The organism is Pantoea sp. NSTU24 (genome assembly GCF_050157905.1).
Classification (GTDB): Bacteria; Pseudomonadota; Gammaproteobacteria; order Enterobacterales; family Enterobacteriaceae; genus Pantoea.
This window is the reverse complement of record NZ_JBKIWZ010000001.1, coordinates 3,498,051-3,511,414: the sequence shown is the minus strand read 5'-3', so window position 1 is coordinate 3,511,414 and position 13,364 is coordinate 3,498,051. Positions and strand designations below refer to the sequence as shown.

8 protein-coding genes are annotated in these 13,364 nt (G+C 59.1%); 4 read left to right on the top strand and 4 right to left on the bottom strand.

Annotated elements, in window-relative coordinates; translation table 11 throughout:
• Positions 1-92 precede the first annotated feature (92 nt).
• The 3 genes from ACLHDD_RS16655 to ACLHDD_RS16645 are packed head-to-tail and all read left to right on the top strand — an operon-like array spanning position 93 to position 3,570.
• Positions 93-740: a YjbF family lipoprotein gene (locus ACLHDD_RS16655; protein ID WP_427104939.1), complete on the top strand. Its 648-nt coding sequence runs from the start codon at positions 93-95 to the stop codon at positions 738-740.
• Positions 737-1,480: a capsule biosynthesis GfcC family protein gene (locus ACLHDD_RS16650; RefSeq protein ID WP_427104938.1), complete on the top strand. Its 744-nt coding sequence runs from the start codon at positions 737-739 to the stop codon at positions 1,478-1,480. The genes ACLHDD_RS16655 and ACLHDD_RS16650 overlap by 4 nt, the downstream gene beginning before the upstream one ends.
• Positions 1,480-3,570 carry a YjbH domain-containing protein gene (locus tag ACLHDD_RS16645; protein ID WP_427104937.1) on the top strand — a complete coding sequence of 697 codons (2,091 nt, stop codon included), beginning with the start codon at positions 1,480-1,482 and terminating at the stop codon, positions 3,568-3,570. The genes ACLHDD_RS16650 and ACLHDD_RS16645 overlap by 1 nt, the downstream gene beginning before the upstream one ends.
• Before the next feature lie 134 nt (positions 3,571-3,704).
• Here ACLHDD_RS16645 and metH read toward each other — a convergent pair whose 3' ends face one another.
• Positions 3,705-7,388, bottom strand: a complete 3,684-nt coding sequence (gene metH / locus ACLHDD_RS16640) for a methionine synthase (RefSeq protein WP_427104936.1) — start codon at positions 7,386-7,388, stop codon at positions 3,705-3,707.
• 190 nt (positions 7,389-7,578) lie between these two features.
• Between metH and iclR the strand changes: the two genes are divergently transcribed.
• Positions 7,579-8,406 carry a glyoxylate bypass operon transcriptional repressor IclR gene (iclR, locus tag ACLHDD_RS16635; protein WP_427104935.1) on the top strand — a complete coding sequence of 276 codons (828 nt, stop codon included), beginning with the start codon at positions 7,579-7,581 and terminating at the stop codon, positions 8,404-8,406.
• Here iclR and aceK read toward each other — a convergent pair.
• The 3 genes from aceK to aceB form a co-directional block, all read right to left on the bottom strand.
• On the bottom strand, positions 8,381-10,129 hold the full coding sequence (gene aceK / locus ACLHDD_RS16630; RefSeq protein ID WP_427104934.1) for a bifunctional isocitrate dehydrogenase kinase/phosphatase: 1,749 nt from the start codon (positions 10,127-10,129) through the stop codon (positions 8,381-8,383). The genes iclR and aceK overlap by 26 nt on opposite strands.
• 61 nt (positions 10,130-10,190) lie before the next feature.
• Positions 10,191-11,492, bottom strand: a complete 1,302-nt coding sequence (gene aceA, locus ACLHDD_RS16625) for an isocitrate lyase (protein ID WP_427104933.1) — start codon at positions 11,490-11,492, stop codon at positions 10,191-10,193.
• Between the two features lie 16 nt (positions 11,493-11,508).
• Positions 11,509-13,107 carry a malate synthase A gene (gene aceB, locus ACLHDD_RS16620; protein WP_427104932.1) on the bottom strand — a complete coding sequence of 533 codons (1,599 nt, stop codon included), beginning with the start codon at positions 13,105-13,107 and terminating at the stop codon, positions 11,509-11,511.
• Positions 13,108-13,364 lie beyond the last annotated feature (257 nt).

Sequence of the window (13,364 nt, the reverse complement as noted above, 5' to 3'; positions counted from 1 at the left end):
TGTTGTCAGCGCTGACGGGCAGAGCACTTTTAAACATAACCACACATCTGTGTGGTTATTTTTACTTTGGCATGACTTATCAGGGACACACAGTGCGCCAACTTCCTCTGCTGCTCGCTTGCCTGCTGCTGCAGGCCTGTACACAAACGCAAAAAGGTCTTGAACAGACGTTGCTGCTGGCGGTTAACGGTCCGGACGACGTCACCGTCACCGATCAACAGGTCAGTCATCTCCCCTATGCCAGTCTTTACGCTCGTCTGAACAACGGCCCGCGCATTTTTGTGGTGCTGGGTTACAACGAGCAGGGTCAACAGAAATGGGTAACGCAGGATCAGGCGATGCTGGTGACACAGCATGGCCGTCTGGTGAAAACCCTGGGCCTGACCGATAACCTGCTGAGCGTCAGCAATCTGCAACAGGATCCGCTGGCAGACGCACTGCACTTCAGCAATGGCGCAGGCTGGACCCGCATCGTGCAATGGACTGAACAGGGCAAGGTTCGCGGCGCGACCGTGCGTTCAACCTTCCAGCGCGGCACCGACGAGGTGCTGACGGTCGCGGGCAACCGTATTCCCTGCCGTGTCTGGCATGAGCAGGTGAGCATCGACAGCCTGCATCGCGAGTGGGAAAACACATTCTGGATCGATAACAGCAGCGGCGATGTGGTGCAGGCCCATCAGATGCTGGCGGCCGATGCCTTCCCTGTTGAAACCACCATTCTGAAGCCGGCGAAATCATGAAAAAAATCACTTTTTTGCTGGCCGGGCTGAGCCTGTTCAGCACTGCAGGCGCGCAGGCCGCTGCGCAGGTTACTGTCCATGCACCACACAATGGGGGTCAGGCTGAACTGAGTCAGGTCGCCGATCTCTCACAGCTGGTGACACTGCCACCGCTGCAGGCGAATACGGACTGGCGCAGCACGTTTATTGCCGAGCGCGGTGCCACCGCCGTTGCACAACAGCACTATCAGCAGACGCTGGGCGCATTACGTGCCTGGCGCAGTGACAGCAGTGGCGAGCGGGCCGCGACCCTCGATGAGGTGATCCGCCAGCTCAGCGCCATCAGGGTCACAGGGCGTCAGTTCACCTCGCTCGATCCGGACTGGATCCGTCTGCATCCGGCAGACAATCGCCGGCTCGAAGGCAGCTACGACCTCTGGCTGCAGGCCCCGTCCGACACCGTGCTGCTGCTCGGCGCACTGCGTGGCGCAGGCAAAGTGAGCTGGCAGCCGGGCAAGTCGGTACGCGACTATCTGGAGGGGCATGACGCCCTGTCCGGCGCAGAACGCAATTTTGTTACGGTGATTGCGCCGTCAGGGGCCACACAGCAGGTGCCCGTCGCGTACTGGAATCATCGTCATGCGGAAGTGGAACCCGGCAGCGTGATCTGGCTCGGCTTCTCCTCATGGAGCCTGCCAGGCAGCAGCGACGATCTTAATGACCGCATCCTCTCCGTACTGACTCACCGGATACCAGACTGATGAAAAAACGTTATCTCTTCAGCCTGTTGGCTGTTTCTGTGGCGGCGGCCTGTCAGGCGCAGGCGGACACCTGGCCCGCACCGGTGGGCCCGTCACAATCTGATTTTGGCGGCGTGGGCCTGATGCAGGTGCCGACGGCCCGCATGGCCAGAGAGGGCGAGTTCAGCCTCAATGCGCGCGACAATGACCAGTATCGTTACTACTCCGCCTCGCTGCAGCTCTTCCCGTGGCTGGAGACGACCGTGCGGTATACCGATGTGCGGACCCGCCAGTACAGTGCGGTATCAGAGTTCAGCGGCACCCAGAGCTATAAAGATAAAGCGTTCGACCTGAAACTCCGCCTGTGGCAGGAAGGGTTCTGGCTGCCGGAAGTGGCGGTGGGCACCCGCGATCTCGGCGGCACCGGCCTGTTCGACAGCGAATATCTGGTGGCGACCAAAGCCTGGGGGCCATTCGACTTTACCCTGGGCCTGGGCTGGGGCTATCTCGGCAACAGCGGTACGGTGAAAAACCCCTTCTGTTCCTACAGCGACAGCTACTGCCAGCGGCCACGGGTGGGTGAAGCCGGCTCGATCAACGGTTCGCAGATGTTCCACGGTCCAGCGGCCTTTTTTGGCGGCGTGGAGTATCAGACGCCGTGGCAGCCACTGCGCCTTAAAATGGAATATGAGGGCAACGACTACCAGAATGACTTCGCGGGCCGGCTGGATCAGCGGAGTAAGCTCAACGTCGGAGCGATTTATCGCGTAACCGACTGGGCGGACATCAACGCCAGCTACGAACGCGGTAACACCTTTATGTTCGGTGTGACGTTCCGCACGAACTTTAACGATTTGCGTCAGTCGCACATCGACAGCGCGAAGCCTGCCTATCAGCCGCAGCCCCAACCGGCCCTGCTGGAACCGACAGTAGTGGGCGATCAGCTGGTTGCGCTGAAAGAGAATGCCGGACTGGATGGCCCGCGCATTCAGACCCAGGGCCATACGCTCTATGTGTCAGGCGAGCAGACGAAGTATCGTGATACCCGCGAAGGCGTTGATCGCGCTAACCGCATCATCATGAACCACCTGCCTGAGGGTATCGACACCATCAATGTCACTGAGTCGCGCTTTAACATGCCGCAGGTGACGACGGAAACGCAGGTCGCCAGCCTGCGTAAAGAGCTGGAAGGTTATCCGCTGGGTCATGAGCAGCCGCTGCAGCAGGTTCGCAAAGAGCCGGTCGATCCGGGTAACACGGAACAGGGAATGTTCATCCGGAAAGATCGCCTGAACTACAGCCTGTCACCGGTGCTGAATCAGTCGGTGGGCGGACCGGAAAGCTTCTATATGTATCAGGTCGGCGTCATGGGCAACGTCGATTACTGGCTGACGGATCACCTGCTGGTGGGCGGTAGTCTGTTTGGCAACCTCGCCAACAACTATGACAAGTTCAACTACAACGGTGCTCCGGCTGACTCCTCGCTGCCTCGCGTGCGCACCCATATCCGCGACTACGTTGAGAACAACGTTTACGTCAACGATCTGCAGGCAAACTACATGGGCCACCTCGGTAACGGCTTCTATGGTCAGGTCTACGGCGGGTATCTGGAGACGATGTACGGCGGCGTGGGCGGTGAGCTGCTCTACCGTCCGGTCGATGCTAACTGGGCGGTGGGTGTGGATGCCAACTACGTCCGTCAGCGTGACTGGGACAACATGATGCAGTTCAACCGCTATAAAGCGGCCACCGGCAACCTGACCGCTTACTGGCGTCCATGGTTCATGCAGGATGTACTGGTGAAGACCAGCGTCGGTCAGTATCTGGCGAAAGATAAAGGCGTGACGGTCGATGTGTCGAAGCGCTTCGACAGCGGCGTGATGGTCGGCGTGTATGCCACCAAAACCAATGTGTCGTCTGAAGAGTATGGTGAAGGTGACTTCACCAAAGGCTTCTATATCTCTATCCCGATGGACCTCTTCACCGTCACGCCGACGCGTGGACGTGCGCAGGTGAACTGGGTGCCGCTGACGCGTGATGGCGGTCAGATGCTGGGTCGTAAGTACCAGCTCTATGACCTGACCTCCGATCGCGACGCGCGCTTTAACTAAGTCAGGGGCGGCTTTCGGGCCGCTTCATGCTCCGGAGAGGACCAGGGCTCAGGATGAACCTGCCTCACACCTGAGCTTAATGCGCAGGGAACAGCGTCAGAAGAGAAAAGCGGCCCGCTGGCCGCTTTTTTTATTCACTCCGCATCGTAGCCGAGTTGGGGTGCCAGCCAGCGCTCCACCTCACTTACCGGCATCCCTTTGCGGGCCGCATAATCCTCGACCTGGTCACGCTGAATCTGCGCGACAGCGAAATAGCGACTCTCGGGATGACTGAAATACCAGCCTGATACGGACGCGCCGGGCCACATCGCAAAAGATTCGGTGAGCCTCATGCCGGTCTGCTGCTCCACCGCCAGCAGACGCCAGATAGCGGCCTTTTCAGTATGCTCCGGGCAGGCCGGATAGCCGGGTGCCGGACGTATTCCCTGATAATTTTCCCGGATCAACGCTTCATTGCTGAGATTTTCGTTTGGCGCAAAGCCCCAGATCACCTTTCGCACCCGCTCATGCAGATATTCGGCAAAGGCTTCGGCCAGACGGTCCGCCAGCGCCTTCACCATGATCTTGTTGTAATCATCATGCTGGCGGTCATAGGCCTCCGCCAGCGCATCCTCTTCCAGTCCGCCTGTCACCGCGAACGCCCCCAGATAGTCTGCCTTTCCTGAGGATTTCGGTGCCACAAAATCGGCCAGGCAGTAGTTTGCAAAGTCCGTTTTCTCTGTCTGCTGACGTAAGTGATGACTTACACACAAAAGCTCCTCGCGCCGCTCATCCCGGTAGATATGGATGTCATCGCCGACCCGGTTTGCCGGGAAAATACCCATCACGCCACGCGGCGTAAGCAGAGACTGTTCGCTCAGTCTGTCGAGCATTGCCTGGGCATCAGCAAACAGACGCTGCGCCTCTTCGCCCACGACCTCATCCTCCAGGATGCGGGGATATTTGCCTGCCAGCGACCAGGTCATAAAAAAGGGCGTCCAGTCGATGTAGTTGCGCAGCGTCTCAATGCTCACCTCCACCTGACTGACGCCTGGCCGATGCGGTACCGGCGGCGTATAGCGCTGCCAGTCGATGACGGTGGCGTTATCGCGCGCCGCCTGCAGCGGGATCGGCGGCGTGCGGGGCTTCTTACGCGCGTGCTGGATGCGCACGGTTTCATACTCCCTGCGGGTCCGCGCGATGAATTCCTCTCTCAGGGTCGGGGAGAGCAGCGACGACACCACGCCCACGGTGCGTGAGGCGTTCTGCACGTAGACGGTCGGGCCGCTGTAGTGCTGCTCAATTTTGACGGCGGTGTGCGCCTTCGAGGTGGTCGCGCCGCCAATCAGCAGCGGCAGCGTAAAGCCCTGCCGCTCCATCTCTTTTGCCATATTGACCATCTCATCCAGCGACGGCGTGATCAGGCCCGATAAGCCGATAATATCGGCATTCACTTCCCGCGCGGTTTTGAGGATCTTCTCGCCCGGCACCATCACGCCGAGATCCACAATCTCGTAGTTATTGCACTGCAGCACCACGCCAACAATATTCTTGCCGATGTCATGCACATCGCCTTTCACCGTAGCCAGTACGATTTTACCATTGCTGCGCCCTGCCTCTTTACTGGCTTCAATAAAGGGTTCCAGATACGCCACCGCCTGCTTCATGACGCGCGCTGACTTCACGACCTGCGGCAGAAACATTTTGCCTTCGCCGAACAGATCGCCCACCACGTTCATGCCCGCCATCAGGGGGCCTTCGATGACCTCAATCGGACGGGGCATCTGCTGGCGCGCCTCTTCGGTATCCTGTTCGATAAAGGTCGTGATCCCTTTGACCAGCGCATACTCCAGCCGCTTCGCGACCGCCCAGCTGCGCCACTCCGCCAGCTGCTGGTCCTGTGCCTCATCGCCTTTACCACCGCGATATTTCTCCGCCAGCGCCAGCAGCCGCTCGGTGCCATCATCGCACCGGTTCAGAATCACATCCTCCACGGCGTCACGCAGTTCCGCTGGCAGATCGTCATAGATGGCCAGCTGACCGGCGTTGACGATGCCCATGTCCATGCCGTTGCGGATGGCGTAATAGAGAAAGACCGCATGTATCGCTTCACGCACCGGATCATTGCCACGGAAGGAAAACGACACGTTGGAGACGCCGCCGGAGATCAGCGCATGGGGCAGCTCGCGCCGGATATCTTCACAGGCGCCGATGAAATCCGCAGCGTAGTTATTGTGCTCATCAATGCCGGTGGCGACTGCAAAGATATTGGGGTCGAAGATAATATCTTCCGGCGGGAAACCGACCTCCTCCGTCAGGATCCGGTAGGCCCGGCGACAGATCTCAATTTTACGGGCACGGGTGTCCGCCTGGCCCACCTCATCAAACGCCATTACCACCATCGCCGCGCCGTAACGCCGCACCTGGCGCGCCTGATAAATAAAGGCCGCTTCGCCCTCTTTCATCGACACCGAGTTCACAATCCCTTTGCCCTGAATGCACTGCAGCCCCTTTTCAATCACCGCCCATTTCGAGGAGTCGATCATAATCGGCACGCGGGCGATGTCGGGTTCCCCCGCGATCAGATTCAGAAAGCGCACCATCGCCGCTTCGGCGTCGAGCATCCCCTCATCCATGTTGATATCGATGATCTGCGCGCCGTTCTGTACCTGCTGCAGCGCCACCTCCAGCGCCTCGCTATATTTCTCCTCTTTGATCAACCGCCTGAATTTAGCTGAGCCGGTGACGTTAGTGCGCTCACCGACGTTCACAAACAGCGACTCAGCGGTGATGTTCAGCGGCTCCAGGCCGGAAAGACGACAGGCCACCGGAAGGGTCGGCAGTGGACGCGGTGCGACCCCATCCACCACGCGGGCCATGGCCGCGATATGCTCCGGCGTGGTGCCGCAGCAGCCGCCGATAATATTCAGGAATCCCGCCCTCGCCCACTCGCCAATCTGCTCTGCCATCCGCGCGGCATCCAGATCGTACTCCCCGAACGCATTGGGCAGGCCCGCGTTGGGATGCGCGGATACATAGCCTTCCGCGATCCGCGACAGCTCCGCCACATACTGGCGCAGCTCATCCGGCCCCAGCGCACAGTTCAGTCCAAAGGAGAGGGGTTCCGCGTGGCGCAGGGCGTTGTAAAAAGCTTCTGTCGTCTGGCCGGAGAGCGTGCGGCCGGAGGCATCGGTAATGGTGCCGGAGATCATCAGCGGCAGTGCGACCCCCAGCGCCTCCATCTCTGTCTGTACCGCATAGACCGCCGCTTTGGCATTCAGCGTATCGAATATGGTTTCGATCATAATGATGTCCGCCCCGCCTGCCACCAGCGCGCGGGTCGATTCGCGATACGCCGCCACCAGCTGGGTGAAGGTAATGTTGCGGAAGGCGGGATCGTTGACATCCGGCGAGATCGAGCAGGTGCGGTTAGTCGGACCGAGCACCCCCGCCACATAACGCGGTCGATCCGGCGTTTTGGCCGTCCACGCGTCGGCGCAGGCGCGTGCCAGTCGGGCGGCTTCAAAATTGATCTCCGCCGCCAGGCTCTCCATCTGGTAGTCCGCCATCGCGATCGACGTGGCGTTAAAGGTGTTGGTTTCGAGAATATCCGCGCCTGCAGCCAGGTAGGCGTCATGGATCTCGCGGATCACCTGCGGCTGACTCAACACCAGCAGATCGTTATTGCCTTTCAGATCGCAGGGCCAGCCAGCAAAGCGGCTGCCGCGAAACGCCTTTTCTTCCAGCCCGTAGCGCTGGATCATGGTGCCCATGCCGCCATCCAGCACCATAATGCGTTGTGCGAGCTGCTGATGTAACGCGTCGATTTTTTTGCTCACTGTTGCCCCATTCACGTCAGTCTGCTGGCGAAAACCCCGATTTTTATTCTGGCATAAGCTGGTCAGGCGAAAAAGTAACCGCAGACAAGACATTTTCAGCACGACGCTACAGGTCTGACCAGAAAACCAGCGTTTGCAAACCGCCCGATTAAAACGAAAATGATTTCCACAATGAAAAAGGAGAGACACGATGGCAACGCCGGTTCCCGTTAAGCGTGGCAAGAAACCCCGAAGCTCACCTGCCGTCGCGCCAGCGGGGGGACAGGTACAGTCGCTGACCCGTGGCCTGACGCTGCTGGAGCTGATTGCCGATTCACATGGCAGCGTCGCCCTGACCGAACTGGCGCAGCAGGCGGGTCTGCCGAACTCCACCACACATCGCCTGCTCAGCACCATGCAGCAGCAGGGCTTTGTCCGCCAGGTCGGCGATCTCGGACTCTGGACGATGGGTGCCCACGCCTTTGTGGTCGGCAGCAGTTTCCTGCAGAGCCGTAATCTGCTGGCGCTGGTTCACCCCGTGCTGCGCAGCCTGATGGAGCAGTCCGGCGAAACGGTCAATCTGGCGGTGCTGGATCTCAGCGATCATCAGGCGGTGATTATCGATCAGGTGCAGTGCACCCAGCTCATGCGGATGTCAGCGCCGATTGGCGGCAAGCTGCCGATGCACGCGTCAGGCGCAGGCAAAGCGTTTCTGGCGCATCTGAGCGAGGATCAGGTCACGGCCCTGCTGCATCAGAAAGGACTGCACTACTACACGCCGAAAACCCTGATGTCACCGCAGAGCCTGAAAGAGAATCTGGCGCAGGTGCGCAAAGCGGGCTTTTCGCTGGATGATGAGGAGCATGCGCTGGGGCTACGCTGCGTGGCCGCGCCTATCTATGATGAACATGGCGAGGCGTTTGCGGCGCTCTCCATTTCCGGCCCTATTGCCCGCATGACAGACGACCGCATTACTGAACTGGGCGCGCTGGTCATCCGGGAAGCACGTCAGGTCACGCTGGCGTACAGCGGTCGCTAATCGCTTCAGCGGCGTAGCAGACGCTGAAACGCTGCGTCTGCCGCCAGGCGATCACCTCTTCCACATGGCCCTGGGCGATGCGCTGCTGCTGTGCGCGCCACCAGCCAGCATCGAATAGCTCCGGATGCAGCGCCAGCAGCAACGTGCCGGTTTCGGCTTCGCTGCATAACGCGTAGCGGAAGGTTTCCGGAAAGACATCGTCCGGCCCGACGCTGTACCACGGCTCGGCGCTGAGCTCATCCTCTTCATAGCGCGCCGCAGGCACTTCACGAAAGTTGAGATCCTGCATCGGGCGAATTTCATCGTAGTCGTAGAAGATCACCCGACCGTGACGGGTGATGCCGAAGTTTTTAAACAGCATGTCGCCCGGAAAGATATTCGCCGCCGCAAGCTGTTTGATGGCATTGCCATACTCGTCGATGGCATGCTCACGCCCGGCGGCGCTGGCCTGCGCCAGATAGAGATTAAGCGGTTGCATACGCCGTTCCAGCCACAGATGACGGATGATCAAACGATCGCCCTCGACATGCAGTTTCTCCGCCACACAGGCGTAAAGCTCCGCCAGCAGCGCCGGTGAAAGGCGCGCCAGCGGCAGCGCAAATTGTTCGAATTCCTGGGTATCCGCCATCCGCCCCACGCGGTCATGCTCTTTGACCTGCTGATAACAGGCGCGGACCTGCGCTTCCGTCACCTCTTTTTGCGGTGCAAAGCGATCCCGGATGACCTTAAACACCCAGTCAAAGCCTGGCAGCGTAAAGACCAGCATCACCATGCCACGCACGCCGGGCGCGATCTCAAACGCCGCCATGTTCTCAGCCAGCGCCTGAAGATATTCACGATAACATTCGGTTTTACCGTGCTTCTGGCAGCCGATTGCCATGTAGCGCTCCGCCAGCGTCTTGCCGGGCAGAATCGGCTGCAGCCAGGCAACCAGCGCCGCCGGCACCGGGGCATAGACCATGAAATAGGCGCGGGCAAAACCGAAAACGATGCTGGCGTCGTTCACATCGGTCAGACAGGTGTCGATCCACAGTTCGCCCGCGTCACTGCGCTGAACGGGCAGCAGGCAGGGAAAGATTCCCTCCGGCAGATGCAGACGTGCCACCAGCCAGGCAGTTTTATTGCGGTAAAAAAGCTCGCTGCTGACCTCAAGCCAGCCTTGGTTCAGTCGGGAAAAGTGCGACTGCAGATGGCGGACAATCCAGCCGACATCGCGTGCACGATGCTGCCACGGCAGCGTTAGAGGCAGATCGTCCAGCACCTCATCCACCAGTGCCAGCCAGCCCCGCTGCGGCAGATACGTACGCGACAGCGGACGCAAGGGCGTGACGGGCACGGTACGGGACTGAGAAGTAAAGATAAACAGCCGATCCGGCTGCAGATCGGCATGGCCGTGTAACCGGCAGTAGACGGAATTGAAAAAGCTTTCGGCAATTTCATGCCGGGGATAGCCGGGCAGCAGGCTTTGATAGTGATCCTTGACCCGCAGCCAGAACCTGACATCCCAGTCTGCTGCGCCGTTCAGCACCCGCAGCTGGTCAGCGACCAGGCTGACATGGTGATCATAGAGATGAATACGGGCTTTCATGGCGTGCTGCACCGCCTGCCATTCCGCCTGTTCAAAGCGCTGCTGCGCGCCAGCCGTAATGTCGAGGAAGCGGCCATACTGCGCATCAAATCCCTGCAGAATGGTGTGGGCGATCAGCGATTCGCGTGGCGGCATAATCGGCTCCGGTCAGTGCCCGCCTGCACGTGGCGGGCGGGGAGTCAGTCAGCAGACAAGATCAGAACTGGTGCTCTTCGGTGGAGCCAGTCAGTGCCGTCACCGATGATTTACCACCCTGAATGATGTTGGTCACCTGATCGAAATAGCCGGTGCCCACCTCCTGCTGGTGCGAGGAAAAGCTGTAACCGCGATCGCGGGCGGCGAACTCCGGCTGCTGAACCTTCTCAACGTAGTGGCGCATGCCTTCACCCTGTGCATAGGCATGAGCCAGATCGAACATGTTGAACCACATGCTGTGGATGCCCGCCAGCGTGATGAACTGGAAGCGATAGCCCATGTCGCTGAGCGACTGCTGGAACGTCGCGATGGTGCGATCGTCGAGGTTCTTTTTCCAGTTGAACGATGGCGAACAGTTATAGGCCAGCAGCTTGCCCGGAAAGCGTTCATGAATGGCGTCGGCAAAGCGCTGCGCCATCGCCAGATCAGGCGTGGAGGTTTCGCACCACAGGATGTCAGCGTAAGGCGCATAGGCCAGCCCGCGGCTGATTGCCTGCTCAATTCCGGCGTGCGTGCGGAAGAAGCCTTCTGCCGTACGATCTCCGCGGATAAAGGGCCGATCATATTCATCGCAGTCGGAGGTCAGCAGATCCGCGGCATCGGCATCAGTCCGGGCCAGCAGCAGGGTTGGTACCCCCATCACATCCGCAGCCAGCCGTGCCGCAACCAGCTTCTGAATTGCTTCCTGCGTCGGCACCAGTACTTTGCCGCCCATGTGACCACATTTTTTGACGGCCGCCAGCTGGTCTTCGAAGTGAACGGCCGCCGCGCCCGCCTGAATCATCGCCTTCATCAGCTCAAACGCATTCAGCACACCGCCAAATCCCGCTTCCGCGTCCGCCACGATCGGCAGAAAGAAATCAGTGTGGCGGCTGTCGCTGGCTTCGATACCGCTTGCCCACTGAATCTGATCGGCGCGCTGAAAGGTCTGATTAATACGTGTCACCACCTCCGGCACCGAGTTCACCGGATAGAGCGACTGATCCGGATACATCTGCCCCGCCACGTTGGCATCCGCCGCCACCTGCCAGCCGGAGAGGTAGATCGCCTCAATGCCCGCTTTCGCCTGCTGCAGTGCCTGCCCGCCCGTCAGCGCTCCCAGGCTGTTGACATACCCTTTCTTCGCTCCGCCGTTCAGCAGCGACCAGAGCTTTTCCGCGCCGCGCGTAGCCAGCGTACAGGCGGGCAGAACCGATCCACGCAGATTCACCACCTCTGCCGCGCTGTAGGGACGGGTAATTCCCTGCCAGCGTGCGGTCTGCCAGAGATGTTCGAGTTGTTCGATCTGTTGAGTACGTGTCATGGCAATGCTCCTCTGTCTAAGGGATCAGGCGATAGCCTGGCAGGGTAAGAAAGGAAACCAGCTCGCGCTCCGTGGTGATCTGCGCCATTAGCTGCGCCGCATCGCTATAGCGACCGGCGCTGAAATGCGTTTCGCCCAGCGCGTTCTGCAGCAGGTGCAGCTCTTCATTCAGCCAGCGCAGAAACAGCCCGGCGGTGACCGGCTGGCCGTTACTGAGGTGCTGCTGATGACGAATCCATTGCCAGATAGAGGTGCGCGCAATCTCTGCGGTCGCTGCATCTTCCATCAGCCCGTCAATCGGCACGCAGCCATTACCGCTGATCCAGGCCTCCAGATAGTGCAGCGCGACACGGATGTTGGCGCGCATGCCAGCTTCGGTTCGCTCACCCTGACAGGGTGCGAGCAATTGCTCTGCGGTGACAGGCGCATCCTCTTCACGCAGGACATGCAGCTGATTTAGCCGGTCGCCCAGCGCGGCGTCGAAAACCGCCATGGCGGTATCGGCCAGGCCAGGATGTGCAATCCAGGTGCCGTCGTGTCCGTTACTGGCTTCACGTTGCTTGTCTTCTTTTACGCGCTGCAGTACCCAGGCGTTGCGTGAGGGATCTTTCGCAGGAATCAGCGCCGACATGCCGCCCATCGCAAACGCGCCCCGCCGATGGCAGGTTTTGATCAGCAGGCGCGAATAGGCATTCAGGAACGGCTGATCCATCGTGACGGACTGGCGATCGGGCAGCACGCGATCGGCATGCTGTTTCAGAGTTTTGATGTAGCTAAAGATGTAATCCCAGCGACCGCAGTTGAGGCCGGTGATGTGATCGCGCAGATTCCACAGGATCTCATCCATCTGAAAAACGGCGGGTAAGGTTTCGATCAGGACTGTGGCCTTGATCGTTCCGCGAGGAAGATCGAAGTGATCCTCACTGAAACTGAAGATCTCACGCCACCAGGCGATTTCCTGCCAGCTTTCGGTTTTTGGCAGATAGAAGTATGGCCCGCTGCCTTTAGCCAGCAGCGGACGCACGTTATGGAAGAAGTAGAGCGCGAAGTCGAACAGCCCGCCCGGAATCGCCTCTCCCTGCCAGCTGACATGCTTTTCTGCCAGATGCAGGCCGCGCACCCGGCACATCAGGACCGCAGGAGTGGCACTTAACTGATAGATTTTGCCGTTGTCGCTGGTATACCTCAGTGTGCCCTGCACCGCCTCCTGCAGTGTCAGCTGCCCTTCAATCAGTTTTTTCCATTCCGGCGACAGCGAATCCTCAAAGTCGGCCATAAAGACATTTACGTTAGCATTCAGTGCATTAATCACCATTTTGCGATCGGGCGGACCGGTAATCTCGACCCGGCGGTCGGTCAAATCTGCCGGAATGGATTGAATGCGCCACTCACTTTCTCTTATGGAAGCAGTTTCCATATCGAAGTCTGGCAGATAACCCTGATCGTAGCGAAGCTGGCGCTGCTGACGAGCCGATAACAGGGCCTCACGCTGTGGTGCAAAGCGTGCGACCAGTCTTTCAAGAAACACGATCGCTTCAGGGGTTAACACCTGTTGTTCGGCATGGCTAAAGGGCTGGCTGAAAATCAGGGAATGGCTGATCACTGAGTCTGTCATGCTGGCGCTCTCCTGTATTCAAAGGATCGAATGCAGCGGATCCACGGGGTGCTGGTTTTATGCGCTACAGGATCAGAGCATAAGCATTTATTTTCTTAAATCAAAAACTATTTCCATTTTAAGTAAATAGTTAGACTATCTCGTTGAATTTAATAACATTAAAGCCTTAACCGGTAAAAGAAGCCTTTTCAGCCGTGACGTACAGGCGAAAAAAAACCGTGCTGCCAGCGGCTAACACGGTTCAGTTGATCCCGGAG